Source organism: Rhodospirillaceae bacterium (assembly GCA_040219235.1).
GTDB lineage: Bacteria > Pseudomonadota > Alphaproteobacteria > Rhodospirillales > Rhodospirillaceae > WLXB01.
Map to the genome: position 1 here is coordinate 244,720 of JAVJSV010000011.1, position 25,029 is coordinate 269,748.

The 25,029-nt window shown below is 52.3% G+C and carries 25 protein-coding genes and 1 tRNA gene; 20 read left to right on the forward strand and 6 right to left on the reverse strand.

The window, feature by feature from the left end; all coding sequences use genetic code 11:
- The first annotated feature begins 37 nt into the window (after positions 1-37).
- Complete coding sequence (rlmH, locus tag RIC29_05185) at positions 38-499, forward strand: 23S rRNA (pseudouridine(1915)-N(3))-methyltransferase RlmH (protein ID MEQ8734295.1); 462 nt, start codon at positions 38-40, stop codon at positions 497-499.
- A 20-nt stretch (positions 500-519) separates the two neighbouring features.
- Positions 520-1,479 (forward strand): NAD(+) diphosphatase, encoded by a 960-nt coding sequence (nudC, locus tag RIC29_05190; protein MEQ8734296.1) that lies wholly within the window; start codon positions 520-522, stop codon positions 1,477-1,479.
- Positions 1,480-1,485: 6 nt separating this feature from the next.
- On the opposite strand, the gene RIC29_05195 is transcribed toward nudC, so the two are convergent.
- Together RIC29_05195 and RIC29_05200 are read right to left on the reverse strand one after the other, a co-directional pair.
- Positions 1,486-2,376, reverse strand: coding sequence for a prephenate dehydratase (locus RIC29_05195; GenBank protein MEQ8734297.1), 891 nt, complete (start codon positions 2,374-2,376; stop codon positions 1,486-1,488).
- A 24-nt stretch (positions 2,377-2,400) separates the two neighbouring features.
- Complete coding sequence (locus RIC29_05200; protein ID MEQ8734298.1) at positions 2,401-3,141, reverse strand: 3-deoxy-manno-octulosonate cytidylyltransferase; 741 nt, start codon at positions 3,139-3,141, stop codon at positions 2,401-2,403.
- A 177-nt stretch (positions 3,142-3,318) separates the two neighbouring features.
- On the opposite strand from RIC29_05200, the gene RIC29_05205 reads away from it, so the two are divergent.
- The 8 genes from RIC29_05205 to RIC29_05240 all read left to right on the forward strand — a co-directional run bounded on the left by RIC29_05205 (position 3,319) and on the right by RIC29_05240 (position 11,391).
- On the forward strand, positions 3,319-3,600 hold the full coding sequence (locus RIC29_05205; protein ID MEQ8734299.1) for a hypothetical protein: 282 nt from the start codon (positions 3,319-3,321) through the stop codon (positions 3,598-3,600).
- 141 nt (positions 3,601-3,741) lie between these two features.
- The gene (locus RIC29_05210; protein MEQ8734300.1) at positions 3,742-4,038 is read left to right on the forward strand and encodes a hypothetical protein; all 297 of its coding nucleotides are present in this window, start codon (positions 3,742-3,744) and stop codon (positions 4,036-4,038) included.
- A gap of 11 nt (positions 4,039-4,049) precedes the next feature.
- Positions 4,050-4,841, forward strand: a complete 792-nt coding sequence (gene hisN, locus RIC29_05215) for a histidinol-phosphatase (GenBank protein ID MEQ8734301.1) — start codon at positions 4,050-4,052, stop codon at positions 4,839-4,841.
- Between the two features lies 1 nt (position 4,842).
- Positions 4,843-6,870, forward strand: coding sequence for an extracellular solute-binding protein (locus RIC29_05220; protein MEQ8734302.1), 2,028 nt, complete (start codon positions 4,843-4,845; stop codon positions 6,868-6,870).
- 22 nt (positions 6,871-6,892) lie between these two features.
- On the forward strand, positions 6,893-7,969 hold the full coding sequence (locus RIC29_05225; protein MEQ8734303.1) for a microcin C ABC transporter permease YejB: 1,077 nt from the start codon (positions 6,893-6,895) through the stop codon (positions 7,967-7,969).
- Positions 7,966-9,018, forward strand: a complete 1,053-nt coding sequence (locus RIC29_05230; GenBank protein MEQ8734304.1) for an ABC transporter permease — start codon at positions 7,966-7,968, stop codon at positions 9,016-9,018. Before RIC29_05225 ends, RIC29_05230 begins: the two co-directional genes overlap by 4 nt.
- Complete coding sequence (locus RIC29_05235; GenBank protein MEQ8734305.1) at positions 9,015-10,676, forward strand: ABC transporter ATP-binding protein; 1,662 nt, start codon at positions 9,015-9,017, stop codon at positions 10,674-10,676. The genes RIC29_05230 and RIC29_05235 overlap by 4 nt, the downstream gene beginning before the upstream one ends.
- A 46-nt stretch (positions 10,677-10,722) precedes the next feature.
- Positions 10,723-11,391 carry a glutathione S-transferase family protein gene (locus RIC29_05240; GenBank protein ID MEQ8734306.1) on the forward strand — a complete coding sequence of 223 codons (669 nt, stop codon included), beginning with the start codon at positions 10,723-10,725 and terminating at the stop codon, positions 11,389-11,391.
- Positions 11,392-11,404: 13 nt separating this feature from the next.
- On the opposite strand, the gene RIC29_05245 is transcribed toward RIC29_05240, so the two are convergent.
- From RIC29_05245 to RIC29_05255, 3 genes are read right to left on the reverse strand one after another with little or no spacing between them, the layout of a single operon-like run.
- Positions 11,405-12,187 carry a hypothetical protein gene (locus RIC29_05245; protein ID MEQ8734307.1) on the reverse strand — a complete coding sequence of 261 codons (783 nt, stop codon included), beginning with the start codon at positions 12,185-12,187 and terminating at the stop codon, positions 11,405-11,407.
- Positions 12,174-12,488, reverse strand: coding sequence for a hypothetical protein (locus tag RIC29_05250; GenBank protein MEQ8734308.1), 315 nt, complete (start codon positions 12,486-12,488; stop codon positions 12,174-12,176). The genes RIC29_05245 and RIC29_05250 overlap by 14 nt, the downstream gene beginning before the upstream one ends.
- On the reverse strand, positions 12,485-13,261 hold the full coding sequence (locus RIC29_05255) for an alpha/beta hydrolase (GenBank protein ID MEQ8734309.1): 777 nt from the start codon (positions 13,259-13,261) through the stop codon (positions 12,485-12,487). Before RIC29_05255 ends, RIC29_05250 begins: the two co-directional genes overlap by 4 nt.
- Before the next feature lie 85 nt (positions 13,262-13,346).
- Between RIC29_05255 and RIC29_05260 the strand changes: the two genes are divergently transcribed.
- From RIC29_05260 to lepA, 9 genes are all read left to right on the forward strand, one after another.
- A complete protein-coding gene (locus RIC29_05260; protein MEQ8734310.1) occupies positions 13,347-14,525 on the forward strand; it encodes a glycosyltransferase family 4 protein in 1,179 nt (392 codons plus the stop codon).
- Between the two features lie 8 nt (positions 14,526-14,533).
- Positions 14,534-15,499 (forward strand): glycosyltransferase family 9 protein, encoded by a 966-nt coding sequence (locus tag RIC29_05265; GenBank protein ID MEQ8734311.1) that lies wholly within the window; start codon positions 14,534-14,536, stop codon positions 15,497-15,499.
- A 63-nt stretch (positions 15,500-15,562) separates the two neighbouring features.
- Positions 15,563-17,518, forward strand: a complete 1,956-nt coding sequence (gene thrS / locus RIC29_05270) for a threonine--tRNA ligase (protein MEQ8734312.1) — start codon at positions 15,563-15,565, stop codon at positions 17,516-17,518.
- Positions 17,519-17,649: 131 nt separating this feature from the next.
- The gene (gene infC / locus RIC29_05275; GenBank protein ID MEQ8734313.1) at positions 17,650-18,171 is read left to right on the forward strand and encodes a translation initiation factor IF-3; all 522 of its coding nucleotides are present in this window, start codon (positions 17,650-17,652) and stop codon (positions 18,169-18,171) included.
- Between the two features lie 213 nt (positions 18,172-18,384).
- The gene (gene rpmI / locus RIC29_05280; GenBank protein MEQ8734314.1) at positions 18,385-18,591 is read left to right on the forward strand and encodes a 50S ribosomal protein L35; all 207 of its coding nucleotides are present in this window, start codon (positions 18,385-18,387) and stop codon (positions 18,589-18,591) included.
- A gap of 12 nt (positions 18,592-18,603) precedes the next feature.
- The gene (gene rplT / locus RIC29_05285; GenBank protein ID MEQ8734315.1) at positions 18,604-18,960 is read left to right on the forward strand and encodes a 50S ribosomal protein L20; all 357 of its coding nucleotides are present in this window, start codon (positions 18,604-18,606) and stop codon (positions 18,958-18,960) included.
- Positions 18,961-19,085: 125 nt separating this feature from the next.
- Positions 19,086-20,162, forward strand: coding sequence for a phenylalanine--tRNA ligase subunit alpha (pheS, locus tag RIC29_05290; GenBank protein ID MEQ8734316.1), 1,077 nt, complete (start codon positions 19,086-19,088; stop codon positions 20,160-20,162).
- Positions 20,159-22,570, forward strand: a complete 2,412-nt coding sequence (gene pheT, locus RIC29_05295; protein MEQ8734317.1) for a phenylalanine--tRNA ligase subunit beta — start codon at positions 20,159-20,161, stop codon at positions 22,568-22,570. The genes pheS and pheT overlap by 4 nt, the downstream gene beginning before the upstream one ends.
- Before the next feature lie 19 nt (positions 22,571-22,589).
- Positions 22,590-24,392 carry a translation elongation factor 4 gene (gene lepA, locus RIC29_05300; GenBank protein MEQ8734318.1) on the forward strand — a complete coding sequence of 601 codons (1,803 nt, stop codon included), beginning with the start codon at positions 22,590-22,592 and terminating at the stop codon, positions 24,390-24,392.
- Between the two features lie 16 nt (positions 24,393-24,408).
- On the opposite strand, the gene RIC29_05305 is transcribed toward lepA, so the two are convergent.
- Positions 24,409-24,717: a hypothetical protein gene (locus tag RIC29_05305; GenBank protein ID MEQ8734319.1), complete on the reverse strand. Its 309-nt coding sequence runs from the start codon at positions 24,715-24,717 to the stop codon at positions 24,409-24,411.
- A gap of 162 nt (positions 24,718-24,879) precedes the next feature.
- On the opposite strand from RIC29_05305, the gene RIC29_05310 reads away from it, so the two are divergent.
- Positions 24,880-24,969: transfer RNA gene (locus RIC29_05310), tRNA-Ser, on the forward strand.
- The last annotated feature ends 60 nt before the right edge of the window (positions 24,970-25,029 follow it).

Below are 25,029 nucleotides of genomic sequence, written 5' to 3' on the forward strand. Positions count from 1 at the left end.
CCGGATCAATATTGGCAGATGGCCAAGGTGAACCAAGATGAATATCGCCATAGTTGCGGTGGGCCGCATGCGTGCCGGACCAGAAAAACAGCTTTTTGACTCCTATGTCTCTAAGACGCCATGGACTGTAACGACCCATGAGATTGAAGCGCGGGGCAAGGGCGATGCTATTGCGCAAGCCAAACAAGAGGCAGACGGTATCCTGTCTGTTTTGCCGCAAAGCGCCAAAGTGATCTGTCTCGATAGCCGGGGAAAAACGCTGACCAGCGAGAAGTTGGCGCAAAGATTTGGCCAATGGCGTGATGGGGGGGAACGCGATGTTGCTATTGTGATTGGTGGGACCGATGGCTTAGAGGCGCGGGTTATCCAAAAGGCAGATCTTGTTTTATCCTTTGGCGCGGTTACCTGGCCGCATATGTTGATGCGCGTTCTCGTCAGCGAGCAGATCTTCCGTGCCCATTGTATTTTGACGGGCCACCCGTATCACCGTGGACACTGAGTGTTAGGTTTAGAAATCTCATGACACGCAATTCTTCAGTTTGGCGACTGACTTACACCGGTGTTGCCCTGGACCGGGCGTCAGCACTCCGGTCGACAGACTCTGATGTTGAAAAACTGCGTCTGAACCCGAACACCCGCGTTTTGCCAATCTGGAACGGCAATCACTTGTTCGATGAGCAGGGGCAAGGTGCGGTTGCGGTAACGTCCGAGCACTTCGATCTCTTTGACCGGGCTGATTGGGACCAGGCAGACTGGATATTTCTCGGTTCTGCGCAAGACTCACCGTGGTTTGCTGTGGTGATTCAATCTGATGAAGCACCACCGTCTTTGACAAATCTAGGTATCCTAGAGCCACTGCACCCCCGTGTTGGTGCCCTTGAGTCAGATCAGGCGGCCCTTATGGCGTATGCCCGTGGCATGGCCTTGTGGCATCTTAATCATTTGCATTGTGGTCGCTGTGGTGCCCCCACCGTATCCTGCGACGGCGGGCACATCCGCCGTTGTTCTGATGAAAGCTGTGGCTACCGCGCCTTTCCAAGGACGGATGCCGCAGTGATTGTGCTGGTGGAGCATCCGGATGGAGAACGATGTCTGCTCGGTCGCCAAAGCAAATGGCCTGAGGGCATGTATTCTGTCGTTGCGGGTTTTGTGGAGCCTGGAGAATCTCTGGAGGAATGTGTGATACGTGAGGTCAAAGAAGAAACCGGAATTCAGGTGACGGACGCCACCTACCATGCGTCTCAGCCCTGGCCGTTTCCGTCGTCGCTGATGCTTGGGTTTTCAGCCAAAGCGCTGACCACAGATTTCAACCCGGATGATGATGAGTTGGACGATATCCGGTGGGTCACCCGGAGCGACCTGGCCCAGTATGGTGAAATGGGGGATGAAACGGATGGCCCCAAGCTGCCCAACCGTCATTCCATCGCCCGGTTCCTCATTGATACTTGGCGCGGCCAAGCGCCGGCGCATCACGCTTAGTTGCCCTCAGTCCTCTTCGGCGGGGGCAGACTCTTGGCGATAAGGGTGCGCGGGGTAAGTGCCAAGAAGGGTTACTTCTTTTGAATAGAAGGCCAAGTCTTCCATCGCCAGCTTGAAATTCCGGCTGTCGGGGTGGCCTTCAACATCCGCATAAAACTGCGCCGCTGTAAAATGACCATCAACCAGATAGCTCTCTAACTTGGTCATGTTGACCCCATTGGTGGCAAATCCGCCGAGCGCCTTGTAAAGGGCGGCCGGTACATTGCGCACCTTGAACACAAAAGAGGTCACCACGGTTTCATCCGACAGCGGCGGAATATCAGAGTCCCGCGCCATTATAATGAAGCGCGTCGTATTGTGTTCCGCGTCTTCGATGTTTTCCGCCAGAATTTCGAGACCATAAATTTCTGCCGCCAACGAAGATGCGATCGCCCCAACGGTCGGGTCGCCCCGTTTGGCGACATCACGAGCTGCGCCTGCGGTATCTCCCGCTGTGACCTGTTCTAAGCCATGGGCACGAATAAAATCACGACATTGGGACAGTGCTGGAAGTTGGCTCTCGATGGTCTTGAGTCCCTCTAGCGTCGCGCCTTTGACCGCCAGCAGACAATGTTTAATGCGTTGGAAATGCTCTGCAACGATCTGTAAGCCGGATTGCGGCAAGATGTGGTGAATGTCAGCAACACGGCCCATGACCGAGTTCTCGACTGGAATCATGGCGTATTTCGCTGCACCGTCATTGACAGCTGCAAAGGCGTCTTCGAAAGACGCGCAGGCCAGAGGCGTCATGTTTGGATACACAGCTTGGCAGGCCATGTGCGAATTCGCGCCTAGGGCACCTTGGAACGCGATGGTTTGCGATGGATCGGTTCGGGTGAGATCAGGGGATGTTGTCATGAGAAACGCTTTTGCGACCAAAATTTAATGAGCCAGAAGGTCTCTGGCACGTTCGAGGTCGGCGGCAGTATCGACGCCGAAGGGAACAGTGTCAACGAGGCCAGCCGCAATTCGCATTCCGTTCTCAAGGGCGCGCAATTGCTCTAGGCGTTCACGTTTTTCCAAGGGGCTTGGGTCTAGCGTGACGAATCGCTGTAACGCGTCACGTGTGTAGGCGTATAGCCCAATGTGATGATAAAACGGTCCCTCTCCCCATGGCACCGGGTTACGGCTGAAATATAATGCGCTGGCGGTTGTTTGCCCTGGCGGAAAGGTCACAGCGGCTTTCACCGTGTTGGGGTCATTTATTTCATCAGTATCGGTCATCTCTGCGACCAATGTCCCAATATCCGCCTTTCCGGTGACGAGGGCGGATTGCGCTGCGGCGATCAGGCGCGGTTCTAAAGTTGGCAAGTCGCCCTGCACATTCACAATATGCGAGTAGGTCGCATCTGCATCGAAGCTTTGGGCTGCCGCCCAAACTCGATCGGATCCGCTTGGTAGGTTCGGATCGGTCATAACGGCAATGCCGCCGGCGTTTTCTATGGCTTCGCTGATCTCAGCATCACCGCAAGCAACGATCACAGGGCCAATATTGGCTTCTACTGCGCGTCTCCAGACATGCACGATCATGGGATCTCTGCCAATAAGGGCGAGGGGTTTGTTCGGTAAGCGTGTTGACGCCAATCGAGCGGGAATGATCACCAAGGCATTGTCTATCGTCATGTCGCAATCACTCTTATTCTCGGTTGACCGTCACGAGCATCAAATTGCTCCCAAGGTACGGAAAGGCTTCACTTTTTTTCCTAGAACGGGATAATAGGTTCAAATAAAGGATAGCTGTTGAGATTCAGCGCTGAACCCTTTAAGTCAATGCAAAAGTTACCCACTGGGGACCAGAAAATGGCCGAAAAACCTTCACCCGACAAGTTTAAGTCTAACTCTGCTATGATGGCGGGCTTCGCTGCCATCTGGCTTACCGTTGGCGTTAATGAAGCCAGTCACTTTCTGGTGCCTGACGATGAATCGGTTTCAACCTTTGGATATGAGATCGAAGTGCCAGAAGGGTTTGGCGCGGGCAGTGGTGGTGAGCCAGAAGTTGAGATGCTGGTTGATATCAAGCCGATGCTAGCCTCGGCCAGTGTAGATGACGGGGCCAAGGTTTTCCGCAAGTGCCAGTCCTGACATACCTATGAAGCTGGCGACCGCAACGGCACAGGACCAAACCTATACAGTATCGTCGGTGCAAATATTGCGACTCGCGATCACGGTGGTTTTGAGCTTTCAGACTCCTTAAAGGAAAATGTTGAGGTCTGGACCTATGACATGCTCAACGCGTATCTGGAAAATCCAAAAGCTGTGGCGCCTAAAGGAACGATGTCCTTCGCAGGTTTGCGTAAGCCCGAGGATCGCGCCGACGTGATTGCTTTCCTGATGGAGTACACAGAGAATCCGCCAGAAGTGGTGCTGGACCCTGTTGAGCCTGCAATTGAAGAAACCGCAGAAGCCATGAGTGATGATATGGGTGAGGCTGTCGACGACGCAGGTGAGGCTGTTGACGACGCCACCGACTCTGTCGGTGAAACCACCGATGCGGTTGAAGACGCTGCAGAGACACCGTAACAGCATCCGATATGTCGGGGTCCGCCCAGGCGCAAATCTATATCGATCTTGCTCATAAGCTTGCCGATACTGCGGCAAATATAACGCGCCCGTATTTCCGCACATCTTTAACAATCGAAGATAAATCCGACGAAAGTCCTGTCACCCGCGCTGATCGTGAAGCGGAAGCAGCGATGCGTGCGCTAATTAACACCACCTTTCCGGAACATGGAATTATTGGTGAAGAGTACGGCACTGAAAACGCTGACGCAGAGTTTGTCTGGGCTTTAGACCCCATCGACGGCACGATTTCTTTCATCAATGGCGTGCCTCTCTTCACTACAATTGTGGGGCTGTTACGCAATGGGTCTCCGTGGCTTGGGTTGGTTGATCAACCAATTTTGCAGGATCGTTGGGTCGGCGGCGCGGGGCAGTCAACCACGCTAAACAAATCGCCGGCCCGAGTCCGTGCATGTTCCGCGCTGGACCATGCCTCCGTTTATATTACGGCGCCTGATTTTTTTTCTGCCGACGAATTGCAAAGTGTTGAGAACTTAACAAACGCTGTAAAACTGCGCCGGTTTGGTGGCACGGATTGTTATCATTACGGTATGGTCGCCAGCGGTTGGACCGATATGGCCTGCGAAAAACTGAGCGTTTACGAATTTGGCGCAATGGTGCCGATCATAGAAAGTGCAGGTGGCGTCATGACGGATTGGCAGGGCAAAGCCTTAACAGGCACAGAAGGTCGACAAGTACTGGCCTCTGGTGATCAGCGCATCCATGATGCTGCCGTTGAGATTTTATCTAAGGAGTTTGTGTAAGGTGAAATACTCTATTTGCAGTTGGGTATATCTATTAGGGGTCTGTCTTTCTCTCAGTTGTGTTTTGACATCAGGAACAGCAAACGCAGAGTACAATAAGCCGGTGCACGGTTTTGCTATTCACGGTGAACCAAAATATAGCGAAAATTTTCCGCATTTTGATTACGTAAACCCTGATGCGCCTAAAGGTGGGGCAATCGTACTTGATGCTCCTGCACCCACTTTCGATACACTCAACCCTTTTATTCTTAAAGGAACGTCGGCGGCAGGTCTGTACCGTTTACATCAGCACGACTATTTACCATCTGTTGTTCCGGTCACCTTTGAAAGCCTCATGATCGGTAGTCTCGACGAGCCGTTTACAATGTATGGTCTAGTCGCCGAGACCATTGAGGTGCCTGAGGACAGGTCTTATGTAAAGTTTAAGTTAAGACCGGAAGCGCGTTTTCAAGACGGAACTCAAATCACTGTTGATGACGTTATTTTCTCTTTCGATATTCTCGTTGCTGAGGGAGAGCCTCTCTATCGGGCGTATTTCGGTGATGTTGAGGCGGTTGAAGAAACAGGCGAGCGAGAAGTCACCTTCTCTTTTAAAGTGGCTGGCAACAACGAGTTGCCATTGATTCTTGGAGAGATGCCGATTCTTTCTCGGGCTTATTGGTCTGATAAAGATTTCGCGAATGACTCTTTATCAGCACCTTTAGGCAGTGGGCCGTATCGCATTAAATCTTATGAGCAGGGCCGTTTCATTGAATACGAGCGTGTTGACAATTATTGGGGGGCTAACCTGCCCGTCAACATTGGCCGGCATAATTTCGATACCATTCGATTCGATTACTATCGTGATGAGACTGTTGGCTTTCAGGCGTTTCTGGCACGCGAATATGATCTCAGATACGAGAACTCCGCTCGCAATTGGGCCATAGGATATGATGGTGACGCTCTCGAACTTGGCCAAATTGTAAAAGAGTCCTTTGCTGATCGAACACCGTCTGGAATGCAAGGCTTTGTCTACAATACCCGAAGGCCAATGTTTGCAGACAAGAACGTACGCAAAGCTCTTGCTTATGTTTTTGATTTTCCATGGACAAACAAAACTATTTTTTACGGGCAATACGCTCGTACACGCAGTTACTACCAAAGCTCAGAGTTAGCTGCGACCGGCTTGCCGGAAGGCCGGGAACTTGAGATTCTTGAGCCTTATCGGAACGATCTTCCTGAAGAAGTTTTTTCTGAGGAGTACTCCCCCCCAACTACTGATGGCAGCGGAAATATTCGTGAGAATCTGCTTTTGGCCCGTGCTTTGCTTAAAGAAGCTGGATGGACTCAAACGGATAACGGGCTCGCCAATCAAGCGGGTGAGGTTTTCGAGTTTGAGGTTCTTTTGAGATCGCCAACGTTTGAGCGTATTGTCGCTCCGATGCTTCAAAACCTTGAGCGCTTAGGCATCAAGGCAACTATGCGCACTGTTGATACATCTCAATGGGTGAATCGCATCCAGTCTTTTGACTTTGACATGATAGTTTTTCCTTGGGGGCAAACTCTCTCACCGGGGAACGAGCAAAGAGAATACTGGAGTTCTGCTGCGGCTGATCAAGAAGGGTCGCGAAACTTCGCGGGCATCAAAGATCCGGTGGTGGATGCGTTGATTGAGCAACTCATTATGGCCAATAGTCGAGAAGACCTCGTAGCACACACACGGGCGTTGGACCGCGTTCTTCAATGGGGGCATTACGTCATTCCGAACTGGCATTCTCCGGATATTCGAGTTGCCTATTGGAATAAATTTTCTCACACCGAAGTTGTGCCACTTCGTGGCGTTGCGATTTCAACATGGTGGTTTGACGCGGATAAACAAGCCAATATAGCTGACACAATCATCAATGCACCCGAGCCTCAAGAGGCTGAGAATGCTGATGCAGATAATGATCAGGCGTCCAAAAACAACACGATATGGATTATTATAATTGCTGTTTCCGGTGTTCTATTATTACTTTGGAGCAATTTGCGGCGGCGGAATAAGAAATAAACTTTAGGCTGATTTACTCTAAATGACCGCTTATATCATTCGCCGTTTGGCTCTGATTCCGTTGACATTATTTGGAATTATCGCGCTTAATTTTGCAATTGTGCAATTTGCACCCGGCGGCCCGGTCGAGCAGGTTCTTGCCCAACTTCAGGGTCTTGATGTGGGTGCTACAGCCAGGGTGTCTGGCGTTGCAGGTGATTCTGTTTCGACAAGCAGTAATTATCGAGGTGCCCAAGGATTGTCGCCCGACCTAGTAGCACAAATAGAGCGCCAATTCGGCTTCGATAAACCGCCCCTTGAGCGGTTTATCCTCATGCTTGGCAACTATGCGACGTTCGATCTCGGAGAGAGTTACTTTCGGTCTGAACGGGTCAGCACCCTGATCATCGATAAATTGCCTGTGTCTATCTCGCTTGGTCTGTGGTCGACGCTGATCATCTATCTCGTGTCCATTCCGTTGGGTATTGCCAAGGCTGTGCGAGACGGCAGCCGGTTTGATGCGGTCACGTCCTATGCGGTTTTTATTGGCTATGCGATGCCGTCATTCTTGTTTGCCATTCTTTTAATCGTCCTGTTCGCAGGCGGTCAGTATTGGGCGTGGTTTCCGTTGCGCGGCCTGACCTCTGAGAATTGGGAAGAGCTCAGCACCGTTGGCAAGGTGCTGGATTATATGTGGCACCTTGTCTTGCCGGTCACAGCTATGGTTGTTGGCGGCTTCGCATCCCTCACCATGCTGACGAAAAACTCATTTCTTGAAGAAATCAACAAGCAGTATGTTTTGACCGCCAGGGCCAAGGGTTTGTCACCCAACGGCATTCTTTACGGCCATATTTTCCGCAATGCGATGTTGATTGTGATTGCCGGTTTTCCGGCGACTTTGGTGGGTATGCTGTTTACCGGTTCGGTCTTAATTGAAGTGATTTTCTCTTTGGACGGTTTGGGGCTGCTTGGTTTTGAAGCCATCATCAATCGCGATTATCCAGTTGTTTTTGGGACGTTGTACGTTTTCAGTTTAATCGGTCTTGTCCTGAATTTGATCAGCGACCTCACCTATCACGCGATTGATCCGCGCATCGATTTTGAGGCGCAATCCGCATGACCGTTACAAATTCTCCAACAGCGCGATGGCTTTCACCGCTCAACCAAAGACGAATCGAAAATTTTAAGGCCAATGGTCGTGGTTGGGGGTCGTTCCGGATTCTCATGGTGTTGATGATTATCTCTTTGTTCGCTGAGTTTATCGCCAACGACAGGCCGATCTTAGTGTCTCATAAGGGTGATTTGTATTATCCGGTTCTGTTTGATTATGCAGAAACAGATTTTGGCGGAGATTTTGAAACATCCGCGGATTATCGCGACCCCTATCTCGTCAATCTTATTGCTGAAGGTGGCTGGGCGGTGTGGCCGCCTGTCAGATTCAGTTATGACACCATCAATTTTAACCTTGCTGTGCCGGCCCCATCTCCTCCCACGTCTGAAAACTGGTTGGGCACAGACGGCCAAGGCCGAGATGTTTTCGCCCGTGTTCTGTATGGCTTCCGCCTGTCCTTGTTCTTCGGGCTTACCTTAACGCTTATTTCGTCTGTGATTGGCGTCGCGGCTGGCGCGGTTCAGGGCTATTTTGGCGGTTGGCTGGATCTTGTTTTCCAGCGCGTCATCGAAATTTGGAATGGCCTGCCGCAGCTCTTTATTCTGATTATTGTGTCGTCTTTCGTTGTTCCGGGGTTTTGGACCCTTCTCATCATTCTTCTCCTGTTCAGCTGGACGGCTTTGGTTGCCGTGGTCAGAGCGGAGTTTCTGCGGGCGCGGAATTTTGATTATGTCCGTGCGGCCAAAGCCCTGGGCATGGGGGATGCCAAAATCATGGTGAAGCACGTCTTGCCGAACGCCATGGTGGCGACAGTAACATTCCTGCCGTTTGTTTTGTCTGGGTCTGTAATTGCCCTAACGTCGTTGGACTTTCTGGGACTTGGTTTACCTCCTGGCTCTGCGTCTCTTGGCGAAGTTCTGCGTCAGGGCAAAGAAAACCTGCAAGCCCCCTGGCTGGGCTTAACCGCCTTCTTCACGCTTGCTGGCATGCTGACCTTGCTCGTCTTTATAGGCGAAGCCGTGCGTGATGCGTTTGATCCGCGGCGAGGCGTGTCGTGACCGCCCCGCTTAACTCTGGCATATCGCAAAGCCAACAATCCGCCGTTTTAACTGTTGATGATCTGCACGTCACCTTTGGTCATGGCGACAGTGCCGTGCAGGCGGTGAAAGGTGTCTCATTCACGCTTCATCGCGGTGAAACGTTGGCTTTGGTGGGGGAAAGTGGGTCCGGTAAGTCTGTGACCGCGCTTTCGACACTCCAGCTTCTTCCTCCGTCTGCCCATTATCCAGCTGGTCGCATAGACGTCTCGGGCTTGTCTGTGATTGGTGCGCCAGAGAATAAACTGCGTACCATCCGCGGCAATACGGTCGGGATGATCTTCCAAGAGCCTATGAGCTCTTTGAACCCGCTTCACTCCATTGAAAAACAAGTCGGAGAAGTTCTGCAAATCCATAAGGGGATGGCACCGGGAGCAATCCGCACCCGCGTTCTAGAGCTGCTTGAAATGGTTGGGTTGTCAGATGCTGCAGACCGATTGACTGCCCTACCGCATGAATTGTCCGGCGGGCAGCGGCAGCGGGTGATGATCGCCATGGCGCTGGCTTTAGAGCCCGACATCCTGATCGCCGACGAGCCAACAACGGCTCTGGACGTTACCATTCAGGCTCAGATTCTTGAACTGCTTGAGAACCTTCAGTCTCGTCTTGGCATGGCTGTGTTATTTATTACTCACGATCTCTCGATTGTGCGCCGCATTGCGGACCGGGTGTGTGTGATGAAGGACGGGGAGATTGTCGAGCAAGGTAGCGTCGCATCCATTTTTGAAAATGCCACGCATCCATACACGCAAAAACTTCTCGCCTCGCAGCCGCGCATGGGAGCACCGCAAAAAGACGGCCCGTCAGAAGACGTGATTTCCGCAACAGATCTCAAGGTCTGGTTTCCCATCAAAAAAGGCGTCATCCGCCGCACGGTCGGGCATGTCAAAGCGGTTGATGGAATTACGTTTTCATTAGCCCGGGGTCAAACGCTGGGTGTGGTCGGAGAAAGCGGATCAGGTAAGACAACACTTGGCCTTGCTCTACTCAGACTCATTGAGAGTGCCGGGGAAATAAAGTTCGAAGGTCATCGGATTGATGACCTTGGTCGGAAGGATGTTCGACCCCTGCGCCGGCAAATGCAGATCGTGTTTCAGGATCCTTACGGCTCTTTGAGTCCCAGGTTATCAATCGGTCAAATCATTGAAGAAGGCTTGGTTGTCCACAATATGGAGCCCGACCGCACCGCGCGCCGGGACAGGGTTGCCCAAGCGCTTGTCGAAGTTGGCCTCGACCCCGGCAGTCTCGATCGTTACCCCCATGAGTTCTCGGGTGGGCAAAGACAGCGCGTTGCGCTGGCGCGGGCGTTGGTGTTGCAGCCGCGTCTCCTGATTCTCGATGAACCGACAAGTGCTCTTGATGTGTCAGTACAAGCCCAAATGGTTGATCTGCTTCACGATCTTCAAGATCGGCATGGTCTCGCTTATATATTTATCAGTCACGACCTTAGAGTTGTGCGGGCCTTGTCTGATCAAATACTGGTCATGAAGGCGGGGCGGGTCGTTGAGAGCGGAGCGGCAGTTGACATTTTTGACTCCCCCCAGCAGCTTTATACACAGGCCCTGCTGGCCGCTGCGCTAGACCTTAAAGTGACACATGCGGATATCATTTCAGAGTAAAGTTCTAGAGCTAGCCGAGCGGTTAGGAATCGCCTAAACAATCCCCATGCGCGTTCTGTATCATCATCCTCTTTGCACCTCATCTCGCCTTATCCGTATGGCGCTGAATGAAAAGCACCTCGACGTTGATCATCAGGAAGAACTCTATTGGATGCGACGAGACGAACTTCTGGTTCTTAATCCTGCTGGCGAAGTTCCGATATTGGTTGAAGATGACGGCCTTGTGTTAGCTGGAGGCCGTGTGATCGCCGAATACCTTGAAGATGTGTACCCTGAAATACCTCTGTTGGGCGCAAACGCAAAGGGCCGGGCCGAAACGCGCCGTCTTGTCGAGTGGTTTGAAGTCAAATTTAACACTGAGGTCACACAGTTTCTCGCTGGGGAGAAACTCACCAAAAGGGTGACCCGTGGAGATGCGCCGGATTCCCGGTCCATGCGCGCTGGACGCGAGAATATTCACGCTCATTTAGAGTATATTGCTTGGCTGACTGACCGACGTAGTTGGCTTGCGGGCGATACGCTGACGCTGGCCGACCTTGCTGCCGGAGCTCATATCTCGCTGATTGATTATTCTGGTGATGTGCCGTGGTCAGATCACCCCCTGGCCAAGGAATGGTATGTCCGGCTCAAGTCACGGCCAAGCTTCCGTCCGCTCCTGATGGACCATTTCCCCGGTATTACGCCAGCACCGGTTTACGCCGACTTAGATTTTTAAAGGTTTGAAATTTTTAAGGATCTGGGCGGAGGTCCATGTCTTGTAGGTGGGTGCGCACGGCATCTGCGACAGCAGAGTCCGGCGCAATTTGTAGAACTTGAATCCACGCCTGTCGGGCCGCGTCTGTGTCCCCGTTCGCACGGGCCAATAGCCCCCGCTCCAGAAGCGCGTCTGTATACGTTTCGTCGAGGGCCAAAGCACGCTCGATATCGTCAGAGGCGAGGTCTGGAATATCAAGGCGACGATAAGCCCCGCCCCGCAATGTAAGGGCTTCTTTATTGTCCGGCTCCACATCAAGCAGGTAATTCAGATCATCAATCGCGGACCAAAAATCAGCCAGAGCAGCGTTGGATAATGCTCTGTCAAATCGCAGCGTTGGGTCATTTGGGTTGAGTGCAATGGCTTTGCTGAAGAGATCACGACCACGGTCATATACAGCAGCGTCCATCCAGGCCCGTGCGGCTTGAGTATACAAACCTGCTTTCACCGGGGCGGTGGCTTCGGGGGTCTCTGCCAGCATTTCAAGTTGTGCGGCGGCGGCCTCAAAATCCCCAAGCGCGCGCAGGGCAACAGCTTTGCAGTGTCTGGCCGGATCTCCCCCCTCCAATCCACTCCATCGCAGAGCCATATCCAGCCCAACTTCAGCATCACCCTGAGCGAGGGCAATACACCTTTCATAGGTATCTTCTTGATTGTCAGCCAGAATGGCCGTGCTGATCTCTGCGTGGGCCGCATCGGCGCTTATTGCGAAAACAATAGTAAGCCAGACGTATAAAACGGGGCTATGGCCGAACATTAAGCCCCGCTTTGGTGTGCACAAAGCGCCGCACACGCCGAAACAAACCTGTTCGAGTATCAATCTCTCCCTCGGCTCCAATCCCGCCATGTTTGTACCCGATAATGCCATTGATGAGCCCCAGAACACCAAGCTTGTATTCGCCATTATGAGCCCGGGTCTGAACGGATTTATGTTTGGTCAGTTTTTCGTTGCAGGTCACACGGGCATTGACCAATAACGTCAGCGCGCGTGGGTCACGTTCCAGAGCGTCGTTCAACGCGTCTAACGCGCGTTGCACATTTGAGTCTGGAGATTTCATAACGAACCTACTTTGGCGATCAGGCCGTCAAGTGTTGAGGTTAAAAGGTCTAAGTCTTGTGGGCGAGACAGATTATGCAAGCCGTCTTTGACCAGCGTTAATGTTACGTCGTTGCTTGTGAGTTGCTCTGAGGTTTTAACAGCCGTCTGCCAGGGGACATCGCTATCCTCTAGGCCGTGCAAAAGCCTTACGGGACCTGCAAATGCAATGGGAGACTTGAGCAGAAGGGCGCCGCGCCCATCTTCGATGAGTTTAATGCCAATGTCGTAGGGTTCATCTTCATATGACGTCGGCAAAGCGTGGCGGCCCGTTTCTAAAAAGGCTTCGCGTTGGTCCTGTGTCAGCGACGCCCACATTAAATTTTCCGTAAAGTCTGGGGCCGCTGCAATTCCAATGAGCCCCGCAACGCGGTTTGTTCGGGCTAATGCTGTTTTAAGCATGACCCAGCCGCCCATGCTTGAACCCACAAGAATTTGAGGTCCTGTGGTGAGCTCATCAAGCATGGCCAAGGCATCTTCAGTCCAGCGGGTAATTGATCCCTGAACAAAATCCCCAGATGACTCGCCATGGCCAAACATATCAAAGGTTAAGAACGGGATATTTTTGGATTGGCAATGCTGCATGAGGTGAACCGCTTTGGTGCCGCCTCGGTCTGATTTTAATCCATGGAGAAAAATAACCCCAGGCCCTTCTCCGCGAATTTGGTCAAAGGCGATTGTCGCGCCATCGGAGCGTGTTAAACTAGCTGATTGAATTATTTCTGATCCACTCATTGGTATTCGGCGTTCTTCCTTTAAGAGTCTGTCGATATCCTGCGGTTCGTACCGCATCACTCAGAAGAACAGTACCACCGAATTTATGTCTAACCACACAACCAAAGTGTGCCTCCAGATTTTACCAGCAATGGGCACCGGCGGCGTCGAGCGCGGCACCATAGATATCGCTGAGGCCTTAGTGGCGTCGGGCTGGCATGCTGTTGTTGCGTCTCAAGGTGGTCCCAATGTCAGAGAATTGGAACGTGTTGGGGCCGAGCACGTGACTCTACCTCTGGCGACTAAATCGCCGTTTCATATGCGACGCAATATCGACCTGCTTTCTGATCTGATGCGGCGTTATTCAGTTTCAGTGGCTCATGCGCGGTCGCGGGCTCCGGCCTGGAGTGCCTTTTATGCCGCTGAAGCCGCAGGTGTTCCATTTGTGACCACATTTCATGGTGTCTACGGCCTAGGCATGTTTGGTCTGAAAAAACTTTATAATCAGGTTATGACCCGCGGCAGACCAGTGATTGCGGTCTCAAACTTCATCAGTGACCATATCCAGAAACATTACAACCTTGACCCGGTGGGGATCAGGATCATTCCCCGTGGCGTCGATTTGACTGCCTTTGACCCCCAAAGTGTATCCTCCGCTCGCATGGTCAAGCTGGCGACCGAGTGGCGCTTGCCCGACGATGGACCAGTGATCATGCTGCCTGGTCGTCTCACAAGTTGGAAAGGCCAGGCGTTGCTGGTTGACGCCCTCGCCTATCTCTCTCGTGTTGGTCGCCTGCATCCAAATCTGCGCTGTCTGATGGTTGGCCCATCCTCCGACTCGTCTTTTTTCAGGGACCGGCTAGACGCCAAACTCAAGGCGACAGGTCTGGACGGTCACGTCCAAATCATTGAGGACTGCCGCGATATTGTGGCAGCCTATATGGTGACAGATGTCGTTGTGTCGGCGTCGACGCGGCCGGAAGCATTTGGGCGTGTGGTTGCCGAAGGACAAGCCATGGGGCGTCCAGTTGTTGCGCCGGATCATGGGGCTGCGCCAGAAATTCTCGTGCCAGGTGTTACGGGGTGGTTGTTCACACCAGGCGATGCGCCATCATTGGCGGGTGCCTTGGAACACGCCCTTGCTGTTGCTCCGGATCAACGTGCGGGATTGGCGCATCAGGCGCGAGCGCATGTGGCAGAACACTTTGATCGCTCAGGTATGACCAAAGCGACCTTGCAAATCTATGAAGATGTGGTTGCCGCACATGACGAAGTTTCACCCTAGGGCGTGTCATGACATCAGAAAAAACTGAGCGGTCAGAACACAATATTCTCATCATCAAGACGGGCGGTATCGGCGCTTTTGTAATGGCTCTGCAAGCCTTCGCCGCGATTCGTATGCATCATGACCAAGCCGAAATCACTCTGGTGACTGATCAAGCCGTGATTGATTTTGCAACGCCAGCACCCTTTTTCGACACGGTGAGGGTGATGCCAACCACTCGTGCCTATTTTCGCGTGTTATTGAATGAGAGGACATGGCAGATGGTCTATGACTTAGACTGCTCGCGAGCTACCAACCGCCTGTTTCGAGCATCGCGGACGTGGCGGCAACGTTTCGCACGCGACTCTCCCGTCCCATGGTGCGGTGTTGCTAAAGGCTGCGCGATTCCACATACGAATCCAAAACGATTGGCGATGCACATCAGCGAACGCCATATGGATCAGTTGAGTGACGCTGGCATTGAAGATCGCCCCCCAGTCAGTTTGGCCTGGGTATCCCGCGCAGTCGGTACATTTTCATTGCCAGTTTCTTTAAGTGACCCGTTTGTCTTGATCGCAATTGACCCTGGCGGCGAAGAAAACGCGCAATGGTCCCCCGCAAGGTGTGTCGAATTTGCAGAACTTGTGACAGCGCGGGGACATCGGGCTGTACTTATCAGTGAGTCTGCTATGCCAAGCTATGCCGAGGCCCTTGCTGAACGGGTTCCCGATGCCGTGGATCTGTCTGGTCAGGCCTCATATGTGGAGGTGGTTTTCTTGGCGTGGGCCGCTCTGGCCGCTGTGGGCAATGACAATGGTTTGATGCATCTGATTGCCGCGTCTGGCTGCCGCAGTATCGTTTTATATGATCCAGGGTCTGATGCTGCTCTCTCTGGGCACCAGGGACCAGATGTGACGATATTGCGGCGTCATGACCTGACCGCGATCACTGCAGCTGAGGTAATGCAGCGGCTCTCAAGTGAAGCGGTTGCTTGACTTAGTGGCCTATCCTCTTAGATTGCGCCCGCTTTCTATATCAATCAACGTAAAGGGAAAATCATGGTTGCCATAACCCTGCCGGACGGCAGTGTGAGGACCTTTTCTGAAGCTGTTTCCGGGGCTGACTTGGCCGCGGACATTGGCCCCGGCCTCGCGAAAGCGGCGCTGGCTATGCGCGTTAATGGCGAACTTACAGATTTGGCAACCACGATCACAACAGATTCCGATGTCGCCCTGGTCACGGCCAAAGACGATGACGGGCTTGAACTGCTGCGTCACGATGCCGCCCACGTGATGGCCGAAGCCGTGCAGGAACTGTTCCCCGATACACAAGTCACCATTGGCCCCGTTATCGAGAACGGTTTCTTTTATGATTTTGCACGGGAAAAACCATTCACCCTGGATGACCTTGAACTCATCGAAAAGCGGATGCAGGAGATCGTTGATCGCAATGAAGAAATCGTGCGTGAAGTTTGGGAACGTGATGATGCGATAAAATATTTCAATGATGCCGGAGAGACTTATAAAGCCGAGATTATTCAAGGCTTACCGGAAGGGGAAGTAGTAAGCATCTACAAACAAGGGAATTGGCTCGACCTCTGTCGCGGGCCACACCTGCCATCGACGGGTAAGCTTGGTAAAGCCTTCAAGCTGATGAAGTTAGCCGGCGCCTATTGGCGCGGTGATCATCGCAACGAAATGCTGCAACGTATTTATGGCACCTGTTGGGCCAACGAGAAGCAGCTCAAAGCACATCTTCTTATGCTTGAAGAAGCAGAGAAGCGGGATCACCGCAAAATTGGTCGCGAAATGAACCTGTTTCATTTGCAGGAAGAAGCCCAGGGCTCAGTGTTCTGGCATCCTAAGGGTTATACGATTTGGCTGGCCCTTGAGGCATATATCCGCCGACGCTTGGACCGTGCCGGCTATGTTGAGGTGAAAACACCACAACTCTTGGATTCACGATTCTGGGAACAATCAGGGCACTGGTCGAAGTTTCGGGAAAACATGTTCGTGGTGCCGGATGAAATTCCAAGTACAGAGGATGATGCCCCGATCGTTTCAGGCGATGCTAAGCTGATGGCCATTAAGCCTATGAACTGCCCGGCTCACGTGCAGATCTATAAGAACGGTATTCGCAGTTATCGTGACCTCCCGCTGCGCATGGCAGAGTTCGGATGCTGTCATCGCAATGAACCGCACGGAGCCTTGCATGGCCTCATGCGCGTCCGCCAAATGACACAGGACGATGCCCACATTTTCTGTCGCGAAGACCAGGTCACTGAAGAAACGACTGCGTTTTGTGCACTGCTTGAGTCGGTCTACCATGATCTCGGCTTTGACCAGATCGAAGTGAAGTTGGCAACGCGCCCTGATGTGCGCGCCGGTAAAGATGAGACCTGGGACCGGGCCGAGGCTGCCTTAGAAACTGCGGTACAGGCTGCAAATCTTGATTATGAAATTACGCCTGGCGAGGGGGCATTTTATGGCCCCAAACTGGAATTCCATCTGAAAGATGCCATTGGACGGACTTGGCAGTGCGGCACAATTCAGCTCGATTTCGTTTTGCCCGAGCGACTCGATGCCACATATGTTGGCCAAGATGGCGAGAAGCATCGGCCTGTGATGCTTCATCGCGCGATTCTGGGCAGTTTGGAGCGTTTTATCGGAATTCTCATCGAGAGCTATGCGGGCAAGCTGCCGCTCTGGCTTGCGCCGGTGCAGGTGGTTGTCGCGACGATTACGTCTGATGGCGATGATTATGCCCGCCAGGTTGCAGAAGTATTGGAATCCAAAGGACTCCGCGTGAATATTGACCTTCGAAACGAGAAAATTAACTATAAAGTGCGCGAACACTCGCAGGCGAAAGTGCCGGTGATTGCTGTTGTGGGCCAGAAAGAGGCGGAAAGCCAAGCCGTCGCATTGCGCCGGTTGGGCGGAAAAACTCAAGAAATCCTTGCCCTTACAGAGGCAGCGGATACACTCTCGAACGAAGCGGCGATGCCTGGTGCATAATTAAGTGCCAGGGCGGTTGAATACCTTGTGACATCGGATTGGTTTTTTGACCGGCTGATAATGACACTCAAGGCCGTCGCTAAAGATTACTGACAACTGAAAGAGGAGACTCATCCATAGCTAGACCCATGATGACGACGCCGCCGTCCAAGGGGGGACCGCGCGTCAACGAAGATATCGATGTACCAAAAGTGCGTTTGATTGGCGCTGACGGCGATAACGTTGGTGTTGTGACGAAAACAGAAGCTATGGCCTTAGCAGACGAAGCTGGCCTGGATTTGGTCGAAATCTCACCCAATGCTGATCCACCGGTGTGCAAAATTCTCGATTACGGCAAGTATAAATTCGAGGCCCAGAAGAAGAAAAATGAGGCCAAGAAGAAGCAAAAAGTAATCGACATCAAAGAAATCAAACTTCGGCCAAATATTGATGATCACGACTATGATGTGAAAATGCGTAATATGCGTCGCTTTCTGGATGACGGAGATAAAGTTAAAGTCACCTTGCGATTCCGGGGACGTGAAATGGCCCATCAAGAGTTGGGTGCCGAAGTTCTTAAACGTGTGAAAACGGACACGGACGAAATTGCAAAAGTCGAGCAAGAGCCGAAAATGGAAGGTCGTCAGATGGTTATGGTGGTTGCGCCGCGTTAGGTGTGACCGCTTTTTCCTTCGCTTTTCCGGGGTTTCTAGCCCCGGGATTGCTTGCAAATCCGAATTTCAACCTGTATAACGCGCGACTTCTGTAAGGTTTCGGCCTTATGGAGGCCTTTGAATAAAGGCCAAGGACGGTCCGGCAAGAGGCACTTCGAGTGCCTGGGCATGCCCATCCGTTATCTTAAGAACTCTAAACTCGAGGGACCAAAAATGCCCAAAATGAAGACGAAAAGCTCCGTAAAGCGGCGCTTCCGTACGACTGGATCTGGCAAGCTTAAAGGTAACTTTGCCTATAAGCGTCACTGCTTAGGGTCCAAATCACAGAAAATGAAACGTAAGGCGAGAGGTTCTTTCCTCTTGGCGGATTCTGACGCCAGGATTGTGAAGAAGTTTCTGCCCTACGGCACACCGTCGTAACGGAGGTCAGCCATGTCACGTGTTAAACGGGGTGTGACCACTCACGCCCGTCATAAAAAAGTCCTGTCGGCCGCCAAAGGCTATCGTGGGCGTAATTCTAAGAATTTCCGCATCGCTAAGCAGAAAGTCGAGAAAGGCCTTCAATATGCCTATCGCGACCGCCGGGTTAAGAAGCGGAATTTCAGATCTCTCTGGATTCAGCGCATCAACGCTGGTGTCCGCGAGCATGGAATGACCTATTCACGATTTATGGATGGGCTCCGGAAATCCGGTGTTGAGCTCGACCGTAAGGTTCTCGCTGATATCGTAGTCCGTGAGCCAGAGACCTTCGCAAGCCTGGTTAAACAGGCTCAGTCGGCACTCGCATAAGGCCACGCTGGCGCTCATAGTGCGCCGGGTTACCCCATAAGAGCTTTGTCTCTTTGAGGGGGCCGCCAGAGGGTCGGCCCCCTTATTTGGTATGGACCTCCAGTGATTGGAGCGAGGCAGTAAAAATGGATCAACTTGAGCAGCTTCGAGAGGAGCTTTTAGCTGAGGTCGCCGGTGCGGCAGATCTTGCAGCCCTAGATGGCGTGCGCGTCAGTGCCTTGGGCAAGAAAGGCCGTGTTACGGCCATGATGAAAGACTTAGGCGGCATGGAGCCCAAAGCGCGAAAGGCTGCTGGCCAGGCTCTAAATGTCCTCAAAAACGATGTCGCTGCGGCTATTGATGGCAGAAAAACCACTCTTGAATCTGTTGCGATTTCTGCACAATTGGCCTCTGAAATACTTGATGTTTCACTGCCTGTTGCCCCCGAAGCAGAGGGGCTGCTTCACCCCATAAGTCAGACCATAGAAGAAATCGTAGAACTCTTTGCGCCTATGGGGTTCGAGGTGGCTGAAGGGCCGGATATTGAAGACGATTTTCATAATTTCACGGCGTTGAACTTTCCGCCGGATCACCCCGCGCGTGAAATGCACGACACGTTTTTCTTACCACGCAAAGAAGATGGTACACGTCATTTGCTTCGCACCCACACTTCCCCGGTGCAAGTGCGAACCATGCAAACCACGAAACCGCCCATTCGCATTCTGGCCCCTGGCCGGACGTACCGGTGCGATTATGATATTACGCACACGCCGATGTTCCACCAAATCGAAGGATTGGTCATCGACAAGGCGGTTCACATGGGGCATCTGAAGAGTTGTTTGATCGAATTTGTCACTGGATATTTCGAGCTTGAAGACCTGCCGGTTCGATTCAGGCCGTCTTACTTTCCGTTCACCGAGCCCTCGGCGGAAATGGATATCGGTTGTTCACGGGCCAACGGCGAATTGAAAATCGGTGCCGGTGCAGATTGGCTGGAAATTCTCGGCTGTGGCATGGTTCACCCCAATGTCTTAAAAGCCTGTGGTTTAGACCCTGACGAGTATCAAGGTTTTGCTTTTGGTCTCGGCGTTGAGCGTGTTGCCATGCTGAAGTACGGCATTCCGGATTTGCGCATGTTCTTTGACACTGACTTGCGGTGGCTTCGCCATTACGGTTTTTCTGCTCTGGATGTCCCGACCTTGGCAGGGGGATTGAGCCGATGAAATTCACCCTCTCATGGTTGAAGGATCATCTGGAGACGGATGCGGACCTAGCTACCATTGCTGACAAGCTGACGGCGATCGGCCTTGAAGTTGAAGGGATTGATGATCCAACAGCTGGGCTTGCCCCCTTTGTTGTGGCTGAAATTCTCAGTGCTGAGAAGCATCCGGATGCCGATCGCCTCAAGTTATGTAAAGTGTCTACCGGAGACGAGGTTTTCCAGGTTGTCTGCGGTGCTCCAAATGCGCGTGCTGGGCTAAAAGGTGTTTTGGCGCGTGCTGGCGACGTTATTCCTTCCAGTGGCGATGTACTTAAACCAGGTAAAATTCGTGGTGTCGAAAGCCAGGGCATGATGTGCTCTGCGCGTGAGCTTAAGCTCGGCGAAGATCATGACGGCATCATTGAGTTGCCAGAAAGCAGTGTTGTTGGTGCGCCAGCTGCCGAGGCTTTAGCTCTCGAGCCAGTGATAGATATAGCACTCACGCCAAACCGTGTTGATGCCCTCGGCGTACGCGGTGTTGCGCGGGATTTGGCCGCAGCCGGTTTGGGTACACTGAAGCCTGTCAACATAGAGTCCGTTCAGGGTACGTTCGAAAGTGCGACAGATGTGGCGATGGGTTTGTCTGAGTCAGCCACGCATCTGTGTCCGCATTTTGTGGGACGCACGATCCGCGGCCTGAAAAACCAAGAAAGTCCAGAGTGGCTCAAAGCGAGGTTGACAGCAGTTGGCTTACGTCCCGTCTCTGCCATTGTTGATGTGACCCAGTATCTGACCATAGACCTTGGCCGCCCACTGCATGCCTTTGATACCGCTAAGCTTAAGGGTGACGTTGGTCCGCGCTTAGCCGTAGACGGCGAGTCCATTCAAGCGCTCAATGGCAATGTTTATGATCTCAATAGCTCCATGATGGTTATTGCAGATGATAAAGGGCCTCAGGCCATCGCCGGAGTTATCGGCGGCGAAGCGTCGAGTTGCACAGAGCAGACAACTGAAATTTTCCTCGAGTCAGCTTTCTTTGACCCCATCACGATCGCAAACACAGGCCGTGCTTTAGGCATCGTCTCCGATGCCCGGTACTGCTTCGAACGCGGTGTTGATCCTGCCACATCTGCGGACGGTGCAGAGATTGCGACGCGATTGATCATGGAAATCTGCGGCGGTGAAGCGTCGCATGTCGTTGTCGGAGGCGTTGAGCCCCCCATTGGATCCGTCGTGCCCTTCAGGCCGACTCGTGTTCGCCTGTTAGGCGGAGTGAGCCTAGATAGTGAAGTCATTCGAGGAATTCTCGAGGGCTTAGGTTTCAAGATTAATGCCGCCTCCGATGATGAGTGGTCGGTGACGGCTCCAACATGGCGGCGTGATGTTGAGGGTGAGCATGATCTGATTGAAGAAGTGCTGCGTATTCATGGTTACGACAATATCCCTGTCGTGCCTTTGCCACGTCCGACAGTGATCAAAACAGCGTTCAACGCCGACCAACGCATTGCCCGCGCGGTGCGGCGCGCACTTGCTGGGCGTGGCTTGTCAGAGACGACGACCTGGTCGTTTTTGTCTGTCGCGCAGGCTGAGCTGTTTGCCGGAAGCACCCCAGCGGTCGCACTTCAGAACCCTATTAGTTCTGATCTCGGTGTGATGCGGTCATCTTTGCTGCCAAATCTTATCGCGGCTGCAGGTCGCAATGCTGCGCGTGCACTTCCTGATATTGCGTTGTTCGAATTAGGTCCGCAGTTTCATGGGGGCGCTCCGGGGGAGCAGACGCTTGTTGCGTGTGGACTTCGGGCTGGCCGCACAGGTCCGCGCCACTGGGATGTCAAAGCAAGGAATGTATCCGTTTTTGATGCCAAGGCAGATGCAATCGCGGCGCTTAAAGTTGCTGGGGCTCCGGTTGAGCGCCTGCAGATTGGAAACGCTGAATCTTTTGTGGCACCAGAATGGTATCATCCGGGTCAATCTGGCACGCTCTGCTTAGGTCCAACGGTATTGGCAGAGTTTGGTGCGCTGCATCCTCTTACCTTAAAGAGTATGGATGTGGATGGTCCAATGGTTGGGTTTGAGGTGTATTTAGAGCGTATTCCGAAACCGAAGCGCAAAACAGGACCCGCCAGAACCAAATTCACGCCGTCACAGTTTCAACCTGTAGATCGTGATTTCGCATTTTTGTTGGGTCATGATGTGCCTGTTGGGGATGTTGTTCGCGCCGTGCGTGGGGCTGATAAGGCTTTAATTGCAGACGTCGAGCTGTTTGACGTGTATTCAGGCGATAAGGTTGAGTCTGGGAAAAAGTCGATCGCATTGTCGGTCCGGTTAGAGCCTGCAACATCAACGCTAACAGATGCTGAAATTGAATCCGTAAGTTCTAAAATCGTTGCCGCAGTTGAGAAAGCTGTCGGCGGTCAGTTGCGAAGTTAAGGAGAGCCGCCGCGCCCCCATGACCGACACCGCGCATATAAGAAATTTCGCCATCATTGCTCATATTGATCACGGTAAGTCGACGTTGGCTGACCGTCTGATCCAGCACTGTGGTGGGCTGACGAACCGTGAAATGAAAGAGCAAGTCCTGGATAACATGGACTTGGAACGTGAACGCGGCATCACCATCAAAGCCCAGACGGTCCGGTTGAATTACAAAGCCAAAGATGGCGTGACCTATCAACTCAACTTGGTGGACACACCAGGACACGTTGACTTCGCTTATGAAGTCAGTCGGTCTTTACGGGCCTGTGAAGGGTCTTTGTTGATTGTCGATGCGTCTCAGGGCGTTGAAGCTCAAACGCTGGCAAACGTCTATCAGGCTTTAGATGCCAATCATGAAATTATCCCGGTTCTCAACAAAATTGATTTGCCGGCGGCTGAGCCAGATCGCGTACGTCAACAGATTGAAGACGTCATCGGACTTGATGCCTCAAATGCTATAGAGGTGTCCGCCAAAACAGGTGTTGGTATCCCGGAAGTGCTTGAGAATATCATCACCCGGCTACCTGCGCCTGTTGGTGATCCTGCGGCCCCCCTAAAAGCGCTTTTGGTCGACTCTTGGTACGACAGTTATCTTGGTGTCATCATTCTGGTTCGTATTGTCGAAGGTACAATGCGCAAGGGCATGAAGGTGCGCATGATGTCGAATGGCGCAACCTATGAACTTGATGGCGTGGGTGCTTTTACGCCGAAAAGGCAAGATTTACCTGCGTTGGGTCCAGGTGAAATCGGCTTTATCAATGCCAGCATCAAGTCTGTTTCAGATTGCCAGGTCGGCGATACGATTACTGAGGAAAAACGCCAGACAGCAACGCCCTTAGACGGCTTTAGACCATCGACCACTGTTGTGTTCTGTGGATTGTTTCCAGTTGATGCGTCTGACTATGAAGATTTGCGTGATAGTCTTGGCAAGCTTCATCTCAACGATGCAAGTTTCGAGTACCAGGCTGAAAGTTCTGCCGCCTTAGGGTTTGGCTTTAGATGCGGATTCTTGGGCCTGCTCCATATGGAGATCGTTCAAGAAAGATTGTATCGTGAATTTGGATTAGAACTGATCACAACGGCTCCGAGTGTTGTGTATCGCATTCATACGACCACAGACACAACGTTGGAATTGCACAATCCTGCCGACATGCCGGACGTTACCAAGATTATAGCCATGGAGGAGCCTTGGGTTAAGGCAACGATTCTGGTACCAGATGAATTTCTCGGCCCTGTCTTACAGTTGTGCACCGAGCGTCGCGGCGAGCAAATGGACCTCACTTATGTTGGTTCACGAGCGATGGCTGTGTACCGTTTGCCGCTGAATGAAATTGTGTTTGATTTCTATGATCGCCTAAAGTCTATCTCGAAAGGCTATGCTAGCTTCGACTACGAAATGGATGATTACGTTGAAAGCGATCTTGTACGCATCAGTATTCTGGTGAACGCTGAGCCTGTCGACGCGTTGTCGTTTATCGCTCATAGATCGCAATCAGAGGCGCGTGGCCGACAAATTTGTGCCCGCCTGAAAGACCTCATCCCGCGCCACATGTTTAAGATTCCTGTGCAAGCGGCTATTGGCGGAAAAGTTATTGCGCGTGAAACCATCAGCGCGATGCGCAAAGATGTAACCGCGAAGTGCTATGGCGGAGATATCTCACGAAAGAAGAAACTGCTCGATAAGCAGAAAGAGGGGAAGAAAAAGATGCGCCAATTTGGACGCGTCGCGATTCCACAAACAGCTTTTATTGAAGCTTTGAAAATGCCCGAGCCCTAAGGGCTGAACGAAGCCGCTAGTAGGCTGTGCGGAACAGTCGGCCCGGAGGAGGGCGACGTCTGAACATGTGGGCAAGAATAACGCCGATCGGGCCTAAAATAGCCCAGGCTGGCATTGCCATCACCAGGGCACCTAAAAAGCGCCAAATATCGCCCGTGAGGCCGGATTCAAGAAAATCAGGGGTCTGCCCCCAAAGCAGGGCTAAAATGTCAGATGTGGCGAGCCCTTGGTAGTTGCCGCTGCCGATAGCCATAACAGCCTCGCCAGATGCCATAAGAATGGCAGCAAGAACCATCGTCCAGCCGAGTGCGCGCCCAATAAACATTGGTGCTATAAGTCCCTGAGTCGTTTAGTTACCCTTTAATGTTAAATATAGAGTCCAACCTACTCTAATAACAAGCCTTTTTAGGGTTGTTTCAATAAAAACCTAAATATAGAAGCGTTGCCAGACTGCAGCACCTGCGCTAGGTTCCGCGCCTTCTGTGCAGGAGGGGTGGCCGAGTGGTTGAAGGCGCACGCCTGGAAAGTGTGTATGCGGGAAACCGTATCGTGGGTTCGAATCCCACTCCCTCCGCCATTTTCTTCAATAAAATCAACAATATCTATAATTTGTACGGTTGTTGATTGTCATATCCAT